Source organism: uncultured Eubacterium sp. (assembly GCF_934525195.1).
Classification (GTDB): Bacteria; Bacillota; Clostridia; order Oscillospirales; family Acutalibacteraceae; genus Eubacterium_R.
Genome location: NZ_CAKSZA010000002.1, coordinates 144,764 through 165,933 on the forward strand (window position 1 = coordinate 144,764; position 21,170 = coordinate 165,933).

A 21,170-nucleotide genomic window follows, 5' to 3' on the forward strand; every position below is an offset into this window, starting at 1 on the left:
TGTTATTCCTTCTTTATTACATCAATACATTGCCCGTATTGAACATAAATTCTTGACGACAATTTATAAGCACTGTCTACTGAACTGTCACATTTTACAGAACGTTTTAGTTCACCGCTTGTCAAAGAATAAATGCAAATTTTATTATGGAACAAAACAGTTATTTCATTAGAATTTGATGTAATACTCTTTGAAGCGGATTTTAAGGCAACACTTGTTTTTATATTGCCGTTTGATTTTATATAATCAAGTTTTGACTTTGATGAATTTGAAAAATCGCTGTAATTAATCAAAAGTTCGTTTGATGAGGTATAGCAATAATTCATTGTTGAAATGCTGCCCTGTTTAAATATATATTCGGCATTTTTTCCCGATTTTACAATCGATAAAAAATCATCGCCGATGATATACAAATTGTTTGAATTAGTAAAGTGTAAATCAAGAACATCTGATTTTTTAAATTCTTTTTCAAATGTCATTTCTTTATTTGAAACATTGAAAATATGAACCGTAGATGACAAAAAAGCATCTTTTGAGTTAACACTTGTAAAAGCGATTTTTGAAGCGTTTGAATTTACGGCAAGAGTTGTTACGTAGCCGTCATTGATTTCATATTCAAGTTTTTTAGCTTCGTTTTTGTTGATAACAACAATTTTTGATTTTGCATCATCACAAAATGCAGAATAGACAATAGTACCGTTTTTTGCAACAACGGCAGTTATTAGATTACGGTCAAGAGTTTTTTCGTACAAATTCTTCGTTGTTGAATCAAGTCTGACTCTTGTTCCTCCCCTGTCAAAAAGGCAAGTGTAATTACCGTTTGATTTAAGCACGGGAGATGCGTAGCCGTGATCAAAATGATATGCGGTTTTGCCCGATGCCGGTTCTATTGAAACAACACTTGTATCGGTTAAAGCGTATAGTTTACCGTTTACCAATTCCATATTGGAATCTTTACGAACATCAACCGAATAAGGATATGTATCGCTGTCAACCGAGCTTGAAATATTGGCTGAATCAACTTTGTTTTTTATATCCGCAAAATCAATTTCGCAAATCTTTAGAACAATCAAAAGAAAAACAATAATGCCCAAAACAATCCAAATTATTTTTTTGATTTTGTTGTCTTTGAGCTTTTTTCTTTCTATTCTTTGATTTTCTCGTTCATTACTTGGCATAATAATTCACCTTATTTAAGTAAAGACCCTGTGGCGGAGCGGTTTTTCCTGCCCTTCGCCTGTCTTTTGAAAGAATTACATCTTTTAGCTCACCGCTTTTTATTTTTCCTTCGTTGACAAAAAGCAATGTGCCAACCATAATTCTGACCATATTATATAAAAATCCGTCACCGCAAACCTTGAAGAAAACAAAATCATCCTCACGCCAAACTTTGCAAGAATAAATTTCTCTGACAGAATCCTCAACATCGGATTTAATGCTGCAAAAGCCTGAATAATCATACTTGCCGACAAAAGCCTGAGCCTCTTTATTCAAATATTCAGCGTCTAAATTCCATCTGTACCACAAAGCGTATTTTGCAAAAAACGGATTGCGATATTTTCCGTTATAAATTTTATAAACATATTCCTTTGATTCACAGCTGTATCGAGGATGAAAATCAAGGCTGACTTCCTTGCAGTCATAAGCTGCAATGTCATCAGGCAAATATGTGTTAAGAGCCAAAACTACACTCTCGTTTGGAATATTCATATCCGTGTCAAACGATATGCAGTACATATTTGCGTGTACTCCGCTGTCTGTACGGCTGCAACCCTTGACATCAAGCCTTTGATTGAACACCTTTTCAACAGCGTTTTGAAACACCTCTTGAACCGTCACGGCATTGTTTTGAACCTGATAGCCGTGATAAGCTGAGCCGTCATATCTGATTGTTACAAGTAATCTTCTCATATAACCTTACTCATAAAAATTCTTGCAAGAACAATGCCGACAAAATATATGATTGACAAAATAAGCAATACATAGTCTTTTGCAGACATTTTCATAATTTTCATTTTAGTTCTGCCGGCACCGCCACGATAGCATCTGCATTCCATTGCATATTCAAGCTCGTTTGCTCGTCTGAATGATGAAACAAAAAGCGGAATCATAACAGGAACAACAGCCTTTACTCTCTTGAATATTCCACCGCTTTCCATATCTGCGCCCCTGCTTTTTTGAGCAGACATAATCTTGTCTACTTCCTCAACAAGAGTTGGGATAAATCGAAGTGCAATGGTCATGGTCATCGCTATTGAATGAACATCAACCTTGAATAATTTAAGCGGTTTCATAAGAGATTCCATTGCATCAGTCAACGCAGTCGGAGTCGTTGTGTATGTCAAAATCAAGCCGAATATAACAAGGATGATAATCCTAAGTGCCATAAATATTGAATTATTGATTCCTTGAGCGGTGATTTTCAAAAAGCCTAATTGTACAAGCGGTTCGCCCGAACCGTAAAAAAGATTAAGAACGGTTGTAAAAATAACAATGACAATAATCGGTTTTAAACCTTTAAGCATAACTTTCGGTTTAATCTTTGAAATTGTTGTTATGGCAATTGAAAGGAGAAGAGCCACCCCCATTGTGTAATAGTTTCTGCACAAGAATACAGAAATCATAAACAACAGCGCAGTAACTATTTTTACTCTTGCATCTGCTTTGTGTACGACAGAATCACCCGGTAGATACTGCCCGATGGTAACATCAATCATTGCAGTTCCTCCTTTTGGCTTTTAAGTCTTGCAAATTCCTCAATTCCCTGCTCAACGGTATAAATATCAGTTCTGCAATCAATTCCCATATCGTGAAGTTTTATGAACGCTTCGGTGACTTCAGGAACATTAAGCCCCATTTCTTTAAGTTCCTTGCCTCTTGAATAAACCTCGTCAACCGTACCAAACATAGCAACTTTGCTGTCGTTAAACACCAAAACTCTATCGGCAATTTTTGCGACATCTTCCATAGAATGTGAAACAAAAAGCACGGTACTGCCCGACTTACTTTGATAATCCTTTACAAGGCTTAAAATGACATCTCTGCCCTTTGGGTCAAGTCCTGCACAAGGTTCGTCCAAAATGAGCACCTGCGGTTTCATAGCGATTATTGAGGCTATTGCCACTCTACGCTTTTGACCGCCCGATAAATCAAACGGCGATTTGTTTTCAATTGCTTTGTCAAGACCGACATACTCCATACTTTTGTACACACGGCTCTTGATTTCGACATCGTCAAGACCCATTTGTTTTGGACCGAAAGCAATTTCCTTAAAAATAGTTTCTTCAAAAATTTGATGCTCGGGATATTGAAAACAAAGACCGACTGCAAAACGAACCTGACGGATATTGTCTTTGTTCTCTTTTGCCCAAATATCTTTGCCGTTTACAATTACTGTACCATCGGTCGGTTTTAAAAGACCGTTGAGATGCTGAATAAATGTTGATTTGCCGGAACCTGTATGACCGATTATGCCGATAATCTCGTTTTCCTGAGCATAAAAATCAACGCCGTCAACAGCACAAAACTCAAAAGGAGTTCCTATGCCATATATGAATTTTAAATTTTTACACTCTAAAATCGCCATTATTTTTCTCTCTTTAAATATTTATATAGTTCTTTTGCACACTCGTCCGAATTAAGAACGGTTTGCTCTGTGTCTAAACCAAGACAATTGATAAGTTCTGTTGACTGCGGAACTTCAAGTGACAAAGATTTTATTTTGTCAACATCCGCAAACACTTCTCTCGGTGTGCCGTCAAGTTTGATAACTCCATCATCCATAACAACAACTCTGTCAGCCTTTACGGCTTCGTCCATATAGTGAGTAATAAGAACAATGGTTATGCCCTCTTCTTTGTTCAATTTCATAACCGTGTCGATAACTTCTTTTCGACCGACAGGGTCAAGCATAGCGGTCGGTTCATCAAGTACAATACATTTCGGTTTCATTGCAATAATTCCTGCAACTGCAACCCTTTGCTTTTGGCCGCCCGAAAGTTTTGACGGAGTTTTGAGTCTGTATTCATACATACCGACTGTTTTTAACGCTTCGTCAACTCTTTTTCTGCATTCATCGGACGGAACGCCGAGATTTTCAACGCCGAATGCAACATCTTCTTCAACGATAGAAGAAACAATTTGATTGTCGGGATTTTGAAAAACCATACCCGCATCTCGTCTTATATCGTAAATACTGTCGTCATCCTTGGCGACTTTTCCGTTAACGATAACAGTACCTTCATCAGCAAATAAAATGCCGTTTGTTAATTTGGCAACAGTTGATTTACCTGAACCATTATGTCCGAGAATAGCAACAAAAGAGCCTTGTTCTATCGAAAGATTAAAATCTTTAAGTACGGGAATTTTTAAAGGATTGTCATTTTCATCCGTCGTTTTGTACGAAAACGAAACATTTTCAAATCTAATTAATTCCATACATCAAGCCTTCCAAATAGCTGTTGTTCCGCACGGAAGAATGCCGCCGTTTGCAGTTACAGGCAAGCCGATTTCGTCTGCTTCAACGCTTCCACCGTGCTTTGAGGTGATGATATCATCAAGTATGTATTTCATAACGGAAGCAGAAAGTCCTGTAGTGTATGAATTAAGAATAACTGCAATGGGTTCGTCTGAAAGTACTTTTTCAACTTCAAGCATAAAGTCATACAGACACTCTTCAAGGTGCCAAATTTCGCCCTTTGGTCCTCTGCCGTATGAAGGAGGGTCAAGAATAATAATATCGTACTTATTCTCTCGTCTGTATTCTCTTTTAACAAACTTTATGCAATCATCAACAATCCATCTGACATCGCCCTCGGCAACGCCTGACGCCTGTGCATTTTCCTTTGCCCAATTTGTCATACCTTTGGATGCATCTACATGCACAACGCTTGCACCCTCTTTAAGACAAGCAACTGTAGCTGCACCTGTATATGCAAAAAGATTTAGAACCTTAACCTGCTCTTTATCGGAATTCTTGATAAGTTCTCTTACATAATCCCAATTGACGGCTTGTTCCGGGAACAAACCTGTATGCTTAAAGCCCATTGTTTTGATGTTGAAAGTCAAATCCTTGTATCTAACCTGCCAAGCAGACGGCATATGCGAAAACACCTGCCATTTACCTCCGCCGGTTTTTGATCTTACATATCTTGCGTTTGGCTGATACCAAAGTTTGTGATTTTTTTCGCTTTTCCAAATAACCTGCGGGTCCGGTCTGATTAAGATTTCTCTTGTCCAGCGTTCAAGTTTTTCACCGCAAGAGCAATCAATAAGTTCGTAATCTTTCCAATCTTTTGAATATCTCATTATGAAAGTCTTTCCTTAACTACTTCGGCGATCTGTTCACCGAGTTTTTGTATATGATTTATATCCTTGCCTTCAAGCATAACTCTAACCAACGGTTCTGTACCACTGACTCTTACAAGCACACGACCGTCACCCATAAGTTCCATTTCAGCCTTTTGAGTTGCGGCAATGATATATTCGTCATTATTATATTTTTTCTTGCCCTCAGCCGAAACTTTTACGTTAATAAGCACCTGAGGATAAACTTGCATAACAGAAGCAAGTTCAGACAATTTCTTACCGCTTTTTACAACAGCTTCAAGAAGTTGAACGCCTGAAAGCTCACCGTCGCCTGTTGTGGCATAATCGAGGAATATTACATGTCCCGATTGTTCGCCGCCGATATTATAGCCTTCTTTAAGCATCTTTTCAAGAACATATCTGTCGCCGACAGCAGTTTTTTCACATCTAATACCGTTTTCCTCGCAGAACTTGAAAAAGCCCATATTGCTCATAACAGTAACAACTGCGGTATTTTTTTTCAGAGTGCCCTCTTGTTTCATTTTTGATGAACAAATAGCAATAACCTTGTCACCGTCCACAAGTTCACCGTTTTCATCAACAGCAAGCATTCTGTCAGCATCACCGTCAAATGCAAGACCGAGGTCGAGGCCTGCATCCTTGACAAACTTCATAAGTTCTTCGGGATGAGTTGAACCGCACTTATCATTAATGTTCACACCGTCCGGTGTATCTGATAACATAAAGCATTTAGCACCCAATGATGTAAATATTTCTTTTGCACAAACACTTGCCGAACCGTTTGCACAATCAAGTGCTACTTTAAGTCCGTCAAAATTAACGTTTGTAGTAGCAACAACGTGTTCAATATAATCTTTTACGGCAGATTTGCACTTCGTTGCATTGCCGACTTCACCGCCGGTTTTATATTCGATTTTTTCAGCGTTGTCGAGAATGATAGCCTCAATTTCATCTTCAAGTGCGTCATCAAGTTTATATCCTGACTTTTGGAAAATTTTAATTCCGTTATATTCACAAGGATTGTGAGAAGCGGAAATCATAATTCCTGCCTCACATTCATAAAGACCGACAAGATATGCAACCGCCGGAGTCGGAACAATTCCGACAGAAAGAACATTGCAACCAACGCTGCAAAGTCCTGCGGTAAGTGCCGCTTCAAGCATATCGCCCGAAGCTCTTGTATCTTTGCCGATAAGTACGGTCGGTTTTGCACTCTTTGATTCTTTAAGCAAAACCTCGGCAGCCGCCGCACCGATTTGCATTGCGAGCTCGTTTGTCAAATCTTTATTAGCAATTCCTCTTACACCGTCTGTACCAAAAAGTCTACCCATAATTTCTCCTTATAAATCAAATGACTGTTGTGGATTGTCTGAATAATTTTCAAATCCGAGATGCTTATAACCTGCCGGAGTTACAATTCTTCCCCTCGGAGTTCTTGCCAAAAAGCCGATTTGCATAAGATACGGCTCATAAACATCCTCTATAGTAACCGATTCTTCCCCGATTGCGGCAGAAATAGTTTCGAGTCCGACAGGACCGCCATTATAATTCTTAATCATAGTTGTTAACAATCTGCGGTCGATTGAATCAAGTCCGAGTTCATCAATTTCCATACTGTTGAGAGCTGACGCTGCCGCCTCGGCTGTTATGATGCCCTCATATTTAACCTCGGCAAAATCTCTGCTTCGTTTAAGAAGTCGGTTAGCAATACGCGGTGTTCCTCTTGAACGGCTTGCAATTTGATATGCACCGTCGTCATCAACAGGAATGTTGAGAATTTTTGACGACCTCTTAACAATCTGCGAAAGTTCCTCAGGTGTATACATTTCAAGGCGAAGAATCACACCAAATCTGTCACGAAGCGGTGCTGAGAGCTGACCCGCTCTTGTTGTTGCACCGATAAGAGTGAACTTTGGTAGGCTAAGTTGATAGCTTCTTGCACTCGGACCTTTACCGATGATGATATCAATCTTGCCGTCTTCCATTGCCGGATAAAGGATTTCTTCAACTGTTCTGTTAAGTCTGTGAATTTCGTCAATAAAAAGGACATCGCCTTGCTCAAGGTTTGAAAGAATAGCAACCAAATCGCCCTGTTTTTCGATTGCAGGGCCTGAAGTAACACGAATGTTGACCCCCATCTCGTTTGCAACTATTCCGGCAAGGGTTGTTTTGCCGAGTCCCGGTGGGCCATAGAACAAAACATGGTCGAGCGATTCGCCACGCTGTTTTGCGGCTTTAATATAAATCGAAAGGTTTTCCTTTGCCTTTTCCTGTCCGACATAATCGGTCAGTTGTTTTGGTCGTAAGGAATTTTCTATTTCCTCGTCAGCAGGAGTGTATTCCGGTGCCGACATACGATTTTCAAAATCATATTCAAATTCGTTTTCTATCATAATTTCACCTGTTATAAGTTAGAAGAAAGACTTTGAAGTCCTTTTCTTATCATATCGTCAACAGACATCTTTGGGTCAAATTTGCTGACAACAAGCGCCGCATCGGATTGGTTAAATCCGAGAGATACAAGAACCTCAATAGCTTCTGATGAATTACTGCCGACAACCTGTGATTGAATATTCTCCACAACAGTTGCGGTTTCGCCGCCTGCAACAATGTTCATTTTGTCCTTTAGTTCAAGAACAATGCGTTCTGCTGTTTTTTTGCCGACACCCTGTGCAACCTGAATTGATTTGACATCTCCGCACGAAACGGCAACGGCAAGTCGGTCGGGAGCAAGAGCAGATAAAATAGAAATTGCAGCCTTTGGACCAACTCCGCTTACAGAAATGAGAAGTTTGAATGCCTCCAATTCGTTTTGAGTTGCGAAGCCGTACAAATCCATTGCGTCCTCTCTGATGCTCATATATGTCAAAAGCTGAACTTCTGTTCCGACGGAAGTCAAAGAAGTTATAGTCGTTGTGCTTGCAAAGCATTTGAAGCCGACACCTCCGCACTCGACAACTGCAAAGGTTGGTTCAAGATATGTAAGTGTGCCCTTTAAGCTGTAAATCATTTTTTATCTCCAAAATTAATCATATTGCTGATTTTGTTCATAGCCGATCCGCTGCAATGTGCGTGACAAATCGCCATAGCCAAAGCATCTGCCGTGTCGTCAGGTTTTGGAATGGCAGGCAAGTTCAAAATGTTCTTTGTCATTTCCATAACTTGCTTTTTTTCCGCTCTGCCATAGCCTGTTACCGATTGCTTAACCTGTAACGGAGTATATTCGTAAATATCCTTCATATTCATTTGCGCCGCAAGAGTGATAACTCCCCTTGCCTGCGCAACGTCAATAACTGTCTTTTGGTTCGAGTTATAGAACAGTTTTTCCATACTCATAACCTCAGGCTTGTATTTTTCAAAAATATAGCACATATCATTGTAGATAGTTTGAAGCCTTTGAGGAAACGGCGAATCGGCAGGAGTTGTAATCGCTCCGTAACCGAGCACGTGAAATCGCGAATAAGAATATTCAATTACTCCCCATCCGACTATTGCATAGCCGGGGTCAATTCCTAAGATAATCATTTCAAGACGCTCTTTCACATAATATTTTTGAAATTATACCACATTTACATATATTTTGCAATATAATTATAATATTTATATATAATAAAAAAGAGGACGAAACAAGTCGTCCTCTGTAAATTGAAGTTAAATCAAACAATACCCTGTGCCATCATTGCATCTGCAACCTTTTCGAAGCCTGCAATGTTTGCACCTGCAACATAGTCGCCGTCAAGTCCGTACTTTTTAGCGGCATTGTCAATATTGTGATAGATATTAACCATAATATCTTTAAGCTTTGCATCAACCTTTTCAAATGTCCAGCTTATACGCTCGCTGTTTTGGCTCATTTCGAGAGCTGATGTTGCAACACCGCCTGCGTTGGCAGCCTTACCCGGAGCAAACATTACACCGTGCTCTTGGAGATACTTTGTAGCTTCAAGAGTTGTAGGCATATTAGCACCCTCTGCAACAGCAATACAGCCGTTTTCAACAAGGAGTTTTGCATCATCGATAGTAAGTTCGTTTTGAGTTGCACAAGGCAAAGCAACATCACACTTGATTTGCCATACACCTCTGCCTGCGTGATACTGAGCAGATGGGCGAGCTTCCGCATAAGCGGTAAGTCTTTCTCTTCTGTTTTCCTTAATATCTTTAAGGAGAGCAACATCAATGCCGTCTTTATCGTAAATCCAACCTGTTGAATCGGAAACGGTAACAACTTTTGCACCGAGCATTTGTGCCTTTTCAACTGCATAAATAGCAACATTACCTGAACCGGAAACACAAACAGTCTTGCCCTCGATAGTAGAATCGTTGCACTTAAGCATTTCTTCTGTAAAATAAAGAAGTCCGTAGCCTGTTGCCTCTGTTCTTGCAAGAGAACCGCCAAATGAAAGACCCTTACCGGTAAGTACGCCTTCATAGGTACCGCAAATTCTCTTATATTGACCGAACATATAGCCGATTTCTCTTGCACCTGTACCGATGTCACCGGCAGGAACGTCTGTGTCGGCACCGATAACCTTGCAAAGTTCTGTCATAAAGCTTTGGCAGAACATCATAATTTCTCTGTCGCTCTTGCCCTTTGGGTCAAAGTCAGAGCCACCCTTACCGCCGCCGATTGGAAGTCCGGTAAGCGAGTTTTTGAATATTTGCTCAAAACCAAGGAATTTAATAATACCAAGGTTTACACTTGGGTGAAGTCTTAAACCGCCTTTATATGGACCGATAGCAGAGTTAAACTGTACACGATAGCCGCGATTTACATGCACCTGACCCTTATCATCAATCCAAGGAACTCTAAATCTAAGAATTCTTTCAGGTTCGATAATTCTTTCAAGAAGTGCAACCTGACGGTATTTCTTCTCGTTTGCATCAATTACAGGACGAAGTGAATTAAGAACTTCACTTACTGCCTGAACAAATTCCGGTTCATAATAGTCTTTTCTTTCAAGATACTCAAGTATCTCATCAACATAAGCCATAACTTATCCCTCCGTATTTCGTTTGTTATGTTTGTTATATAACTTTAACTGATTAAAGCATTTATATAATATCACACTTATATTATTTTGTCACTATTTTTGGATAAATTTTATAAAATCATTTACAATTTTTCGTCAATATGCTAAAGTATTTGTATAAATTTCACAAAGGAGATAGTATGAAATCAGCACTGATTATTTTTGCGGTTTTAATCATAGGAATATATATTTCACCGTTGTACAAATCAAAAATAAATATCGGCAACATATTCGGCATACTATTAGGAACGGTTATGCTTTTGCTTGCAACATTTCAAAATGAAATTGAGTTGTTTTACAAAACACAAATCGGCAAAATTATTATAATCGTAATTTCAACAATAGCAACTGTATTCTTTATTCTATTTTTCACAACTTTATTCAGAATTATCAAAGCTTCAAAATATTCTGCAAAAAGCGAAAACACCGTTATTGTGCTCGGTTGCAGAGTTAAAGGAAGTGTTCCGTCAAAAGCACTTGTAAAAAGATGCCTTGCCGCAAAAGATTATATGACAAAAAACAAAAATGCTGTTGCAATCCTGTCGGGCGGACAAGGTGATGACGAGGATATATCCGAAGCCGAATGTATGGAACAAATTTTAACTTCCAACGGAATTGAAAAAGAACGATTGATCAAAGAAGAAAAATCAACATCCACATATGAAAATATGCTGTTTTCAAAACAAATTGTCGATGAATTAAAATTGTCAAATAACACAGCAATCGCAACAAGCGAATATCATATGTTGCGAGCAAAAATGTATGCTCAAAAGATTGGTTTTGTTCCGTCGTCACTCCCTGCAAAAAGCATACCGATACTGCGAGTGGCATATTTTACAAGAGAAGTTTTCGGAATATGGTATATGAAAATAAAAGAGGCTTTACAAAAATAATGTAAAGCCCCTTGTTTTTTAGCGTCAATCGTCAAATGACTCCGAATTATTTTGACCGTTGCCAAATTGATTGAAGTATTCGTCCATATCATCCTTGTCGAATTCGTCATCTTTGTCGTCGTCATCATCTCGGTCGTCATTATTAAAACCGTATTGATAACCGTTATCATAATTATAATTGTTTTTATCCCGTGCAAAACTTGTGGTATAAAACAATCCGGAAAATTGCATATACAAGCCGATAATTAAAACAAGAATATACAAAACAGCCGCAGATATAGCAGTTGATTTAGCGACTTTGCGATGTTTTTCGTTATCTACAATTAAATAATCAGTAAATTGTGTTGAACCGCACTGTGGACAGACGGCAAACGAATTATCAAGAGATATTCCGCAACAGTTGCATATTTTAGGCTGGATTTTCTTTGCTTTATTTCTGACAATCAAATAAACAATCGCAGTTGGCACAGGAAAGAAAAATCCAAAAACCGCAAAAGAAATTCTGCTTTTTATTCCTCTTGCTTTTGAATCCTCACTGATTGCAACAGAGGTCAAAACACAAACAACAAGAGATAAAAATGAAGATAATAAAACTAAAACCGCAAGTTTTATCAACTCTTTATTGTCACCTGAAAGCTGACTGAAAAATGTCATAAAATCACATCCTAAAAATAAATTTGCTTAATTTTACCGACTGCTTTTGACAAATCGGTTATAGTGTCGTAATCATAATACGGCGCTTTTTGTTTTTGATAATCCAACAATTCATGACAAATATTCTTGTTGATTATCCACTTTTTAATTGCAAAATCATCCCTGATTTTCTTTGTAAGATAGCCATTGCCGAATATCGTAAAATCATCAAGCAAAAGAAACACGCCTTGCTGAAAACGCATCAAATCGTTGGTAGGAACATCAATCAGTTTTGCCGTAGGGGCGCTGATTTCAAATATTGACCTGCCCTTTATTTCTTCAATCAAATCTTTGTATTGAAGCAAATTTTCTTTGCCATATTCTTTGCGTTTAAGCAGACTTTCCTTGCTATACTCCTTTATGGCATCGGTTGCGTTTGTCGGTGCTTCTCGGAGTACAATAACATTGTAATTCTTCATCCACTCATTTGCGATATGAGAATGAGATGTATAGTCGTTTTCGTCCTTGATTTCAACGGTATAAAGCAAAATATCCTCATTATATTCCGTTCTGTTCTTTAATGCAAAAGACAAGGAAACAAAAGGATTTTTCGTCAAATCAATCAATGGACTCAAACCAAAATAATGCTGTGAAAAGCTCAAAAACGGATACAAATTATCTTCTGACAATCCCCCAATAGTCTTTTTGAACACATCGGTATATTCGGGATATTTATTATAAAAATAGAGCAGTCTTTGAGCATCAAGCTGTGCAAAATTTTCGTCATCATCAAGCACAATATTTCTATGCCTGAAAATTGACGGCAAAAGCGGACGGTCGATGCTTCTTATCCTTTCGCCTCTGAAATAAATTCTGTCACCGTGAGCATACGGAACGATTATATTCTCATAAAATTCTTGAAAAGAGTCGATTCTGTTTGACTGTGCTCGAAAATCGAAATCAAGTTCATCTTCAAGTTTGCCTGCCAAATCATACAGCTTATTTAACTTTTTCATCAATACTTGTTATGTACCTTTTCCGCAAAGCAGACAAAGTCCTTCAGTTCAATTTTTGTACCGTCATCAAGGATAGCAGTACCGTTCATCTTGCCAAATACCTGATGTTGGTCGGTAACGATGACCTTAACATCAATCAATGCATTCCTGTCGATAATCGGTGTGAAATCCATATCAAATCTGCCATCGGACGATTTTATTGTCCACGGGTCAGTGTAATTGTCACTGATATTGAACACAACATCATCAAATTTGTTTGCAATGCCATTATAGAAAATAACATTTTCACTTGCGGCGGTTGTGTCGCCAAAGCCATAGCCGATGTTAAAACCGAACGGCACACCGTCTATTTGACCTGAACCGGAACCCCAATACCAAACATTATCTTTTGTCCAAACGCCTCTGCCCCAATCAAGACCCGCAAAGTCTGTTTCAGGATTGAGTGTGTAGGTTTTGCCTTTGTATGTTACTGTTCCGCTTGCACGCATACAGTTGATTTTTTGGTTATAATAAAACGCTTTTTTATCCTCTGCCCAAGGTGTTGCAATAACCATACTGTCACGAGGTTCATCTGTGAGAATAATATCACAGGAAACGCCCTGCTTGTTATCAAATGATTTGTAGTTCATTTTTATTGCTCTAGAATCGCCAATGTGTTTGAATGAAACATCAAGGTTTTTATTCTTGAACGAAACATCGCCTCTTGCAGAATGTGACGGCAAATTAGTTTTGCCCATAGGAAACGGAGTAAGTTCCGACTGAGTGTGTTCAACTGCTTTATCAAGATCAATGAAGCTGACGCTGTACATACCGAGATAACTCAAATCGGAAATAGTGAGAGCAAGGCAAAACTTGTTTGAATTTGATATTATGTAATAATAATCCCATTCTTTAATTCTTGTCTTGCGTTTTTTAATCATATTTCTGTCGTATTTTTGGACTAAAGATTTACTCCAACCGGGTTCGATGAGATGACCGTTTTCATCAAGAAGATTGTGGCTGTTTACTACCTCGTGATTTCTCATAACTAACTCCTTATATTATATAATCAAAGTTTGAAATATCCGAATTTCTGTCAACAATATCCTGCAAAGTGATGCTGTCGAGATATTCGGAAATGACCTTGTACAACCCTTTCCAAATCGGAAGAGTGATACAATCCTCTGCTCTGTCACACAAAACAGGCGAATTGTCAAGACAAGTCACGGGAGCGAGTCCACCCTCTGTCAAACGCAGAATATCTCCTACTGTATATTCATTTGCGCTTTTTGCCAATCTGTAACCGCCCTGATAACCTCTGTTTGTGCGAAGAACATCAGGTTTATTTAGAATTGCCACAATTTGTTCCAAATATTTTTTGGAAATTTCCTGTCTATTTGCTATATCCTTCAAAGACACATATCCGTCGCCTTGATTTTGTGCCAAGTCAATCATCATACGCAGCGCATATCTGCCTTTTGTAGAAATTTTCAAAACATCATCTCCAATCCTTGATTTAATAATACCACCATTTTAGTAGGTTTTCAAGGATTTTATTAAAAATACGGCACAAAGAAATTTTCTTTGTGCCGTATATCTTTATAAATTAGGAGTTAAACTGAAACTCACCGTCAGCAAAATCAACAGTGCACTTTGAACCCTCGCCGATTGTCTTATCAAGAATAAGCTCGGAAAGTCTGTCCTCAATCTTTGACTGAATTGCACGACGAAGCGGTCTTGCGCCATAGGTTTTATCAAAGCCCTCTTTTGCAAGTTCCGTGATGGCATTGTCTGTAAAATCAAGTTCAATACCGAGGTCGGATGTTCTCTTCTTCAAAGATTTAAGCATACGCTTTGCAATTTCTTCAATATCGTTTTGGTTAAGTTGATTGAACACAATAATATCATCAAGACGGTTAAGAAATTCAGGCTTAAAGGTCTTTTTCAAATCAGGCATTACCAAATCTTCAATTGAAAGTTTCTTGCCGTCCTCCTGAACAAATCCAAGAGCAAGTTTTTCATCGGTAATTTTTGAAGCACCGACGTTAGAAGTCATAATGATGATTGCATTCTTGAACGAAACCTTTCTGCCCTGTGAATCAGTCAAGACACCGTCCTCAAGGATTTGAAGAAGCATATTGAACACATCGGGATGAGCCTTTTCGATTTCATCAAAAAGTACAACGCTGTATGGTTTTCTTCTGATTTTCTCGGTCAATTGACCACCCTCGTCAAAACCGACATATCCCGGAGGCGCACCGATAAGTTTTGATACAGTGTGCTTTTCCATATATTCGGACATATCAAGCTTGATAATTGCATTTTCATCGCCGAACATTGCTTCTGCAAGTGATTTACAAAGTTCTGTTTTGCCAACACCGGTTGGACCAAGGAAGATGAACGAACCAATAGGTCTGTTAGGATTTTTAAGTCCTACTCTGCCTCTTCTGATTGCCTTTGAAATTGCACTTACAGCCTTGTCTTGACCGACAATTCTTTCATGCAAAATATTTTCCATATTAAGCAATCTTTCGCTTTCTTCTTTAGTAAGTTGACTTACGGGAACACCTGTCCATTGCGAAACAACCTGTGCGATTTCCTCGCTTGAAACAGCCTTTGCATCGTGATTTGACGAATTACGCCACTTTGACTTTTCATCTTCAAGAAGCTTTTTGAGTTCGTTTGCCTTATCTCTTAATTTTGCGGCTTCTTCAAACTTTTGATTGTTGACTGCGTCCTGCTTTTCGGCGTTAAGTCGCTTGATTTCTTCTTCCATATCCTTAAGATTTTGCGGAAGTGTGTAAGCATTGAGTCTTACAACCGAAGCAGCCTCATCAATAAGGTCAATAGCCTTATCAGGCAAAAATCTGTCATTGATATATCTTGATGAAAGCTTTACTGCTGAGTCGATAGCGTCATCGGTAATCTTTACCTTGTGGTGTGCTTCGTACTTGTCACGAAGTCCTTTGAGAATTTCAACTGTTTCTTCTTCGGTTGGTTCACCGACTGTTACAGGCTGAAATCTTCTTTCAAGTGCCGCATCCTTTTCAATATTTTTTCTGTATTCGGAAATGGTTGTTGCACCGATTACTTGAATTTCACCACGGGCAAGTGACGGCTTGAGAATGTTTGCAGCGTCAACAGCACCTTCGGCTGCACCTGCACCCATAATGTTGTGGATTTCATCAATAAAGAGGATAACATCCTTGTTGTCCTTGACTTCGTCCATTGCCTTTTTGATTCTTTCCTCAAAGTCGCCTCTGTACTTTGTACCGGCTACCATTGAAGTCAAATCAAGTGAATAAATGGTTTTGTTTGCAAGCATTTCAGGAACTTCGCCGTTAACAATTTTAAGTGCAAGTCCCTCTGCGATTGCGGTTTTGCCAACACCAGGTTCACCGATAAGGCAAGGATTGTTTTTGTTTCGTCTTGAAAGAATTTGAATAACTCTTTCTATTTCCTTTTCTCTGCCGATTACAGGGTCAATCTTGCCTTGCTTTGCAAGTTCTGTAAGATTTTTGCCAAATTCATCAAGAGTAGGAGTTTTGCTCTTACCTTTTTTCTTAGATGATGACTGAGGATTTGAATCATAGCTGTTTGAACTCAAATCTGTAATTAAATCATCAAACACTCTTTGAGAATCTGTGCCAAGTTCATTGATGAACTTTACGGCATAACTGTCGTCCTCCTTGAGAAGTGCAGCGAGCAAATGCTCAACACTTACATAGGAATTACGCATTGTTCTTGCAATTTGGAAAGAAATTTCAATTATTCTCTTTGCTCTCGGTGTGAAATCATCGGGAGTAAGAGATGTTGGGTTGCCGACGCCTATTTCCTCACGGATAAGACGGTCTACACCCTCATAAGTAATGTTATTGTCAGTGAGTGCAGGAATGGTTGAATCGGTTGAAAGCAAACCTATAAGGATATGCTCTGTGCCGATATAATTGTGACCGTATGCCTGTGCACTTTTGATTGCGAGGTTAAGCACCTCATTAGCTTTCGTAGTAAATGAATTAAAACGATACATAATATCATCGCCTTTCACTGTAAATTAATTAACAGTGCGAAACGCTACACCAATTTTTCTCTGACTATTTGTGCTCTTAAGGTTTCGCACATTGACTGAGTTAAATCTGATTTTGATGACTCAACAAGAGTTGCATCAAAAAGGTTGTACATCATATCCCCGATAAGTTCGTATGAATAATCAAAATATCCGAGCGAGATACCGAGTCTGACTAACGAAATACTGTTTAAGAATTCATCAACAGACAGCTTTCTTGCAAGTTTAAGTATGCCCAAGGTTCGATATATTTTATCCTCACATTCGGCGTTTTCTTTGAGAGAATCTCTGAGTTTTCGTTCTTGAAGTACAATTTGATTGCAAACTGAATTTAAATTATCAATTGCACTTTTCTCGGTGATACCGAGAGTTACCGTGTTTGTAAGGATATAAAAGTCTCCTGCTCCGCCGTCATACATTTCGCCGAGAACAAAGCCGAGCTTTGAAACCGTGGTTGACAACTTTGGAATGACATTCTTTTGAGCAAGTGCCGGCAAATGAAGAACGATTGAAACATTAAGTCCTGTACCCAAATTGTACGGAGATGATGTCAAAAATCCGTATTTATCGGAATATGCAATCGGAAGTCCGTCAATCAATATATCATCAATGTCGTTTGCTTTGTTATAAGCATCAATAGGATTTTGACCTGCGGAAAATGATGAAATTTTGATGTGGTCATCATCATTTATCATAATGCTGACATCCTCATTTTTTGAAAGAAGAAACGAGGAACTCTGCTTTGCAAAATTGTTGGAAATCAAATCCTTTTCCGCATAAGACAAAGCCTTTGCTTTTGAAATATCGGAGGTATTGACTAAATCAAATTCCTGTGCAAGCGGTGAATTCTTTATACAGGCAAAAACCTTTTTAACTACCGATCTTTTGATGTCGTCATTCATTCTTGTCGGGAATGGTGTGTGCGCCAAATTTCGCATAAGCACAGCCTTTGAATACAACACAACATCCGAATTTTCAGATGTTTTCTTATATCTGCTTTCCATCATCAATCCTCCTTGTTAAATTCCTTGATTTTATCTCGAAGAACCGCCGCATCTTCAAATCTTTGTTCCTTTACGGCTTGTTTAAGTTCTTCCTTGAGTTGAGTCAAGGTGTCGTTAGCTGTTTTCTTTTCGGTATTTGTAGCCTCGGTATAGGTTACATTCTTACCGATATGTTTTACATTTCCGTGGATTTTTTCAACACTTGGGGCAAGTCTGTCATCAAACTTGTCGTAGCAATCCGAACAACCCACATGACCGGAATTTACAATATCATTGAGTGTTGAACCGCAAGTTGCACAGCTGTTCAATCCGACAAGTGAATTAAATGCACTTGCACCTGCGCCCAAAAGATTGCCGAAGAAACTGTCGCCGAAAAAGCTGTCGGATGAAAATGGCTCAAAGTTAAAATCATTCATAACTCCGAGTTCTCTTGCGCAATCCTCGCAAAGATACATTTCTTCCTTTTGACCGTTAATAATTCTTTGAATATGAGTGTTAGCCTCATTCATATGACAATGTGTACATTTCATAAATAACGCCTCCCATTTAATCAATATATGCAAGAAGCATCTGCTTTAGCTGTCTTGCACGAATTGCATTTGCGTATTCCTTTGGAACACCTTTATAATTGCTGTCTGCAACAGCGCAAACCATCATTTTTGTTGCCTTGTCATTAATTAATTTTTGATAATTACAATTTATTAAATTTGCCTTTGCACTTCTCTCGTCAATACTGTTTCCTATTGAATTAATGAAACCCATTAAAGCGTTTTGCGGAGAAGTTGCACGGGTGATTAAGATATATCCTCCGCCGCCTCGCCTGCTCTCAATCTGATAGCCTGCTTCGGGGGTAAACCTTGATGTAATCACATAATTAATTTGGCTTGGCACACAACCGATTCTGTTTGCTAAATCATTACGCTGAATTTGGACTGTTGATGTATTGTCATCAAACATATCAAGTATCATATCAGCTATTACATCACTCATCTTCATTTCTTAATCATCTTCTTTCAATTTGTATTGGGCAATTATCAAACTCTGACTTTGACTTTCTTTGCCCTTTAATTGTGTTATATCACAAAGGTCAGGAAAAGTCAATAGTTTTTTTGACTTTTTTTAAAAAATATTTTTGTCGAAAAAGTAACCATAAATGTATGGAATTCATAAAATAAAATATATGCCTTTGGCTGTTACGGCAGGCGTATATAATTTGATGAAAAGGTGATAAATATGATGATATATAATCAAAGAGAGCAATGCTGCGCATGCCCTGCTCCGATTAAGCCTTGTCCGTGTCCTCCGCCAAGACCTCCGTACCCTCCTGCTCCGCCGGAGCCTGTTCCTGTACCGTACCCTGTAGTCGGTCCGACAGGTCCGACCGGACCAATGGGACCTATGGGTCCGCAAGGCGTACAGGGGTATCAAGGAACGCAAGGTCCTATAGGTCCGACAGGTCCTCAAGGTATTCCGGGTCCTGACGGTGCAACAGGTCCAACCGGTCCACAGGGTGTTCCCGGTACCGTAGGTGCAACGGGTGCAGTAGGTCCGACAGGCCCTCAAGGTCCACAGGGTATTGCAGGCGCAACAGGTGCAATTGGTCCGACAGGCCCTCAAGGTCCGCAAGGTGTTGCAGGCGCAACGGGTGCAGTTGGTCCGACAGGTCCTCAAGGTATTGCCGGTGGAATTGCTGAGTTTGCTTCGTTTAACGGAACTTCTGCCGCAGGAGATCCGACAGTAGTTGCACAAAACACAGCCGTTCCGTTCCCTAACGCAGCAGCAGGAACAACAGGCATAACAAGATTGACAAATACAAGCTTTAATCTTGCCGAACCGGGTGAATATCTTGTTCAGTTTAAGGTAAATTCCAACGAAGCAGGTCAACTTGGCATTGCTCTCAACGGAGCAGTTCAGCCAAACACAACCTTTGGTACTGCAACGGCTAACGGCAGTATTGACGGCACTTCGATAATCACGACAACTGCGCCGAATACCGAGCTCAGTATTGTCAATCCAAATGCAACAAGTATAACAATCACGCCTGATGCAGGAGGAACAAATTCGACTGTTTCGGCATTAAACATCATAAAACTTGCGTGAATAAAGGTGGCTTATGCCACCGTACATAGAGGTGATTATGTGAAAATTGCTGTTTATGCAATCTCAAAAAACGAAGAAAAATTTGTTGAGCGTTGGGTAAATTCAATGAGCGAGGCAGACGAAATATATGTTGCCGACACAGGTTCAACAGACAACACCGTTGAGTTATTAAAGGAAAAAGGTGTTATTGTAAATTCTATCAAAATTGAGCCTTGGAGGTTTGACACGGCACGAAATAAATCGTTGGAATTTGTAAGCAAGGATATTGATATTTGCGTATGCACCGACCTTGACGAATTGTTCTCAAAAGGTTGGAGAAAAGAATTGGAAGAAAAATGGACAAACGGCACAACAAACGCAAGATATAATTACATTTGGAGTTTTGATGAAAACGGAAAACCGCAAATGCAGTTTTACATTGAAAAAATCCATTCAAGGCATAATTTTAAATGGATACATCCTGTACACGAAGTTTTGCTATATACAGGCACTCAAGAACAGAAGTATGTTTTATTGGACAATGTAACTTTAAAACATTTTCCTGACAAAACAAAATCGCGTGGTCAGTATTTGCCGCTTCTCGAATTATCGGTAAAAGAAAACCCGAACGACGACAGAAATATGCACTACCTCGGACGAGAATATATGTTTTATAAAATGTACGACAAAAGCATTGAAACATTGAAAAAGCACCTTGTGTTGCCAAGTGCCAAATGGAAAGACGAGAGTTGTGCATCAATGCGTTATATTGCAAAATGTTATATCAAAAAAACAGATTACAGTCAAGCAGAGTTGTGGTACGAAAAAGCTGTAAAAGAAGCTCCGTATTTGCGTGAACCGTATATTGAATATGCAGAGCTTGAATATGAACTCCAAAATTGGAACAAAGTCACAGAATTGGTTGAAAACGCTTTGAAAATCACGGAGCGACCTATGACATATATAAGTGAAGGCTATTGTTGGAATTATGTTCCGTATGACCTTTTGGCGATTGCATACTTCAATTTGGTTAATTATCCCCTGTCGCTAAAAAATGCCGTGTCTGCATATCTTCTTGAACCTGAAAACAAAAGACTAAAGGACAATATGCAAAAAATAAAGGAATTCATCAATTGACGAAT

22 protein-coding genes are annotated in these 21,170 nt (G+C 39.0%); 3 read left to right on the forward strand and 19 right to left on the reverse strand.

All coding sequences use genetic code 11. The annotated features are described in order from the left end of the window. Positions 1 to 2 precede the first annotated feature (2 nt). From Q0E03_RS02770 to gdhA, 11 genes are all read right to left on the reverse strand, one after another. Positions 3 to 1,178 carry a DUF5711 family protein gene (locus Q0E03_RS02770; RefSeq protein ID WP_297129282.1) on the reverse strand — a complete coding sequence of 392 codons (1,176 nt, stop codon included), beginning with the start codon at positions 1,176 to 1,178 and terminating at the stop codon, positions 3 to 5. Next, complete coding sequence (truA, locus tag Q0E03_RS02775; RefSeq protein ID WP_297129284.1) at positions 1,168 to 1,911, reverse strand: tRNA pseudouridine(38-40) synthase TruA; 744 nt, start codon at positions 1,909 to 1,911, stop codon at positions 1,168 to 1,170. Before truA ends, Q0E03_RS02770 begins: the two co-directional genes overlap by 11 nt. Continuing rightward, entirely contained in the window at positions 1,908 to 2,717 is an 810-nt protein-coding gene (locus Q0E03_RS02780) for an energy-coupling factor transporter transmembrane protein EcfT (protein WP_297129287.1), read from the reverse strand. Before Q0E03_RS02780 ends, truA begins: the two co-directional genes overlap by 4 nt. Continuing rightward, positions 2,714 to 3,586: an energy-coupling factor transporter ATPase gene (locus tag Q0E03_RS02785; protein WP_297129291.1), complete on the reverse strand. Its 873-nt coding sequence runs from the start codon at positions 3,584 to 3,586 to the stop codon at positions 2,714 to 2,716. The genes Q0E03_RS02780 and Q0E03_RS02785 overlap by 4 nt, the downstream gene beginning before the upstream one ends. Beyond that, positions 3,586 to 4,437 carry an energy-coupling factor transporter ATPase gene (locus tag Q0E03_RS02790; RefSeq protein ID WP_297129293.1) on the reverse strand — a complete coding sequence of 284 codons (852 nt, stop codon included), beginning with the start codon at positions 4,435 to 4,437 and terminating at the stop codon, positions 3,586 to 3,588. Before Q0E03_RS02790 ends, Q0E03_RS02785 begins: the two co-directional genes overlap by 1 nt. 3 nt (positions 4,438 to 4,440) lie before the next feature. Then, on the reverse strand, positions 4,441 to 5,307 hold the full coding sequence (locus Q0E03_RS02795; RefSeq protein WP_297129296.1) for a class I SAM-dependent methyltransferase: 867 nt from the start codon (positions 5,305 to 5,307) through the stop codon (positions 4,441 to 4,443). Further along, a complete protein-coding gene (gene glmM, locus Q0E03_RS02800; protein WP_297129299.1) occupies positions 5,307 to 6,659 on the reverse strand; it encodes a phosphoglucosamine mutase in 1,353 nt (450 codons plus the stop codon). The genes Q0E03_RS02795 and glmM overlap by 1 nt, the downstream gene beginning before the upstream one ends. Positions 6,660 to 6,668: 9 nt before the next feature. Beyond that, positions 6,669 to 7,721 carry a Holliday junction branch migration DNA helicase RuvB gene (gene ruvB, locus Q0E03_RS02805; protein ID WP_297129301.1) on the reverse strand — a complete coding sequence of 351 codons (1,053 nt, stop codon included), beginning with the start codon at positions 7,719 to 7,721 and terminating at the stop codon, positions 6,669 to 6,671. Between the two features lie 11 nt (positions 7,722 to 7,732). Then, positions 7,733 to 8,338: a Holliday junction branch migration protein RuvA gene (ruvA, locus tag Q0E03_RS02810; RefSeq protein ID WP_294835333.1), complete on the reverse strand. Its 606-nt coding sequence runs from the start codon at positions 8,336 to 8,338 to the stop codon at positions 7,733 to 7,735. Continuing rightward, positions 8,335 to 8,853, reverse strand: coding sequence for a crossover junction endodeoxyribonuclease RuvC (gene ruvC / locus Q0E03_RS02815; protein ID WP_297129305.1), 519 nt, complete (start codon positions 8,851 to 8,853; stop codon positions 8,335 to 8,337). The genes ruvA and ruvC overlap by 4 nt, the downstream gene beginning before the upstream one ends. Positions 8,854 to 8,984: 131 nt before the next feature. Then, positions 8,985 to 10,319, reverse strand: a complete 1,335-nt coding sequence (gene gdhA, locus Q0E03_RS02820; protein ID WP_297129309.1) for an NADP-specific glutamate dehydrogenase — start codon at positions 10,317 to 10,319, stop codon at positions 8,985 to 8,987. 179 nt (positions 10,320 to 10,498) lie between these two features. On the opposite strand from gdhA, the gene Q0E03_RS02825 reads away from it, so the two are divergent. Continuing rightward, entirely contained in the window at positions 10,499 to 11,251 is a 753-nt protein-coding gene (locus tag Q0E03_RS02825; RefSeq protein ID WP_297129312.1) for a YdcF family protein, read from the forward strand. Between the two features lie 24 nt (positions 11,252 to 11,275). Here the strand turns inward: Q0E03_RS02825 and Q0E03_RS02830 are convergent, their stop codons facing one another. The 8 genes from Q0E03_RS02830 to Q0E03_RS02865 form a co-directional block, all read right to left on the reverse strand. Next, complete coding sequence (locus Q0E03_RS02830; protein ID WP_297129315.1) at positions 11,276 to 11,905, reverse strand: hypothetical protein; 630 nt, start codon at positions 11,903 to 11,905, stop codon at positions 11,276 to 11,278. Positions 11,906 to 11,916: 11 nt separating this feature from the next. Next, entirely contained in the window at positions 11,917 to 12,900 is a 984-nt protein-coding gene (locus Q0E03_RS02835; protein WP_297129318.1) for an FRG domain-containing protein, read from the reverse strand. Next, complete coding sequence (locus Q0E03_RS02840) at positions 12,900 to 13,925, reverse strand: DUF2804 domain-containing protein (protein ID WP_297129321.1); 1,026 nt, start codon at positions 13,923 to 13,925, stop codon at positions 12,900 to 12,902. Before Q0E03_RS02840 ends, Q0E03_RS02835 begins: the two co-directional genes overlap by 1 nt. A gap of 10 nt (positions 13,926 to 13,935) precedes the next feature. After that, entirely contained in the window at positions 13,936 to 14,373 is a 438-nt protein-coding gene (locus Q0E03_RS02845) for an Rrf2 family transcriptional regulator (protein WP_297129323.1), read from the reverse strand. A 112-nt stretch (positions 14,374 to 14,485) separates the two neighbouring features. Continuing rightward, a complete protein-coding gene (locus Q0E03_RS02850; protein WP_297129326.1) occupies positions 14,486 to 16,909 on the reverse strand; it encodes an ATP-dependent Clp protease ATP-binding subunit in 2,424 nt (807 codons plus the stop codon). A gap of 44 nt (positions 16,910 to 16,953) precedes the next feature. Further along, a complete protein-coding gene (locus tag Q0E03_RS02855; RefSeq protein ID WP_297129330.1) occupies positions 16,954 to 17,952 on the reverse strand; it encodes an ATP--guanido phosphotransferase in 999 nt (332 codons plus the stop codon). Beyond that, positions 17,952 to 18,479 carry a UvrB/UvrC motif-containing protein gene (locus tag Q0E03_RS02860; protein WP_297129333.1) on the reverse strand — a complete coding sequence of 176 codons (528 nt, stop codon included), beginning with the start codon at positions 18,477 to 18,479 and terminating at the stop codon, positions 17,952 to 17,954. The genes Q0E03_RS02855 and Q0E03_RS02860 overlap by 1 nt, the downstream gene beginning before the upstream one ends. Before the next feature lie 16 nt (positions 18,480 to 18,495). Then, positions 18,496 to 18,939, reverse strand: coding sequence for a CtsR family transcriptional regulator (locus Q0E03_RS02865; protein WP_294835356.1), 444 nt, complete (start codon positions 18,937 to 18,939; stop codon positions 18,496 to 18,498). A gap of 243 nt (positions 18,940 to 19,182) precedes the next feature. On the opposite strand from Q0E03_RS02865, the gene Q0E03_RS02870 reads away from it, so the two are divergent. Both Q0E03_RS02870 and Q0E03_RS02875 read left to right on the forward strand, forming a co-directional pair. Next, a complete protein-coding gene (locus Q0E03_RS02870; protein ID WP_297129336.1) occupies positions 19,183 to 20,049 on the forward strand; it encodes a BclA C-terminal domain-containing protein in 867 nt (288 codons plus the stop codon). A 39-nt stretch (positions 20,050 to 20,088) separates the two neighbouring features. Beyond that, the gene (locus tag Q0E03_RS02875) at positions 20,089 to 21,165 is read left to right on the forward strand and encodes a glycosyltransferase (protein WP_297129339.1); all 1,077 of its coding nucleotides are present in this window, start codon (positions 20,089 to 20,091) and stop codon (positions 21,163 to 21,165) included. The last annotated feature ends 5 nt before the right edge of the window (positions 21,166 to 21,170 follow it).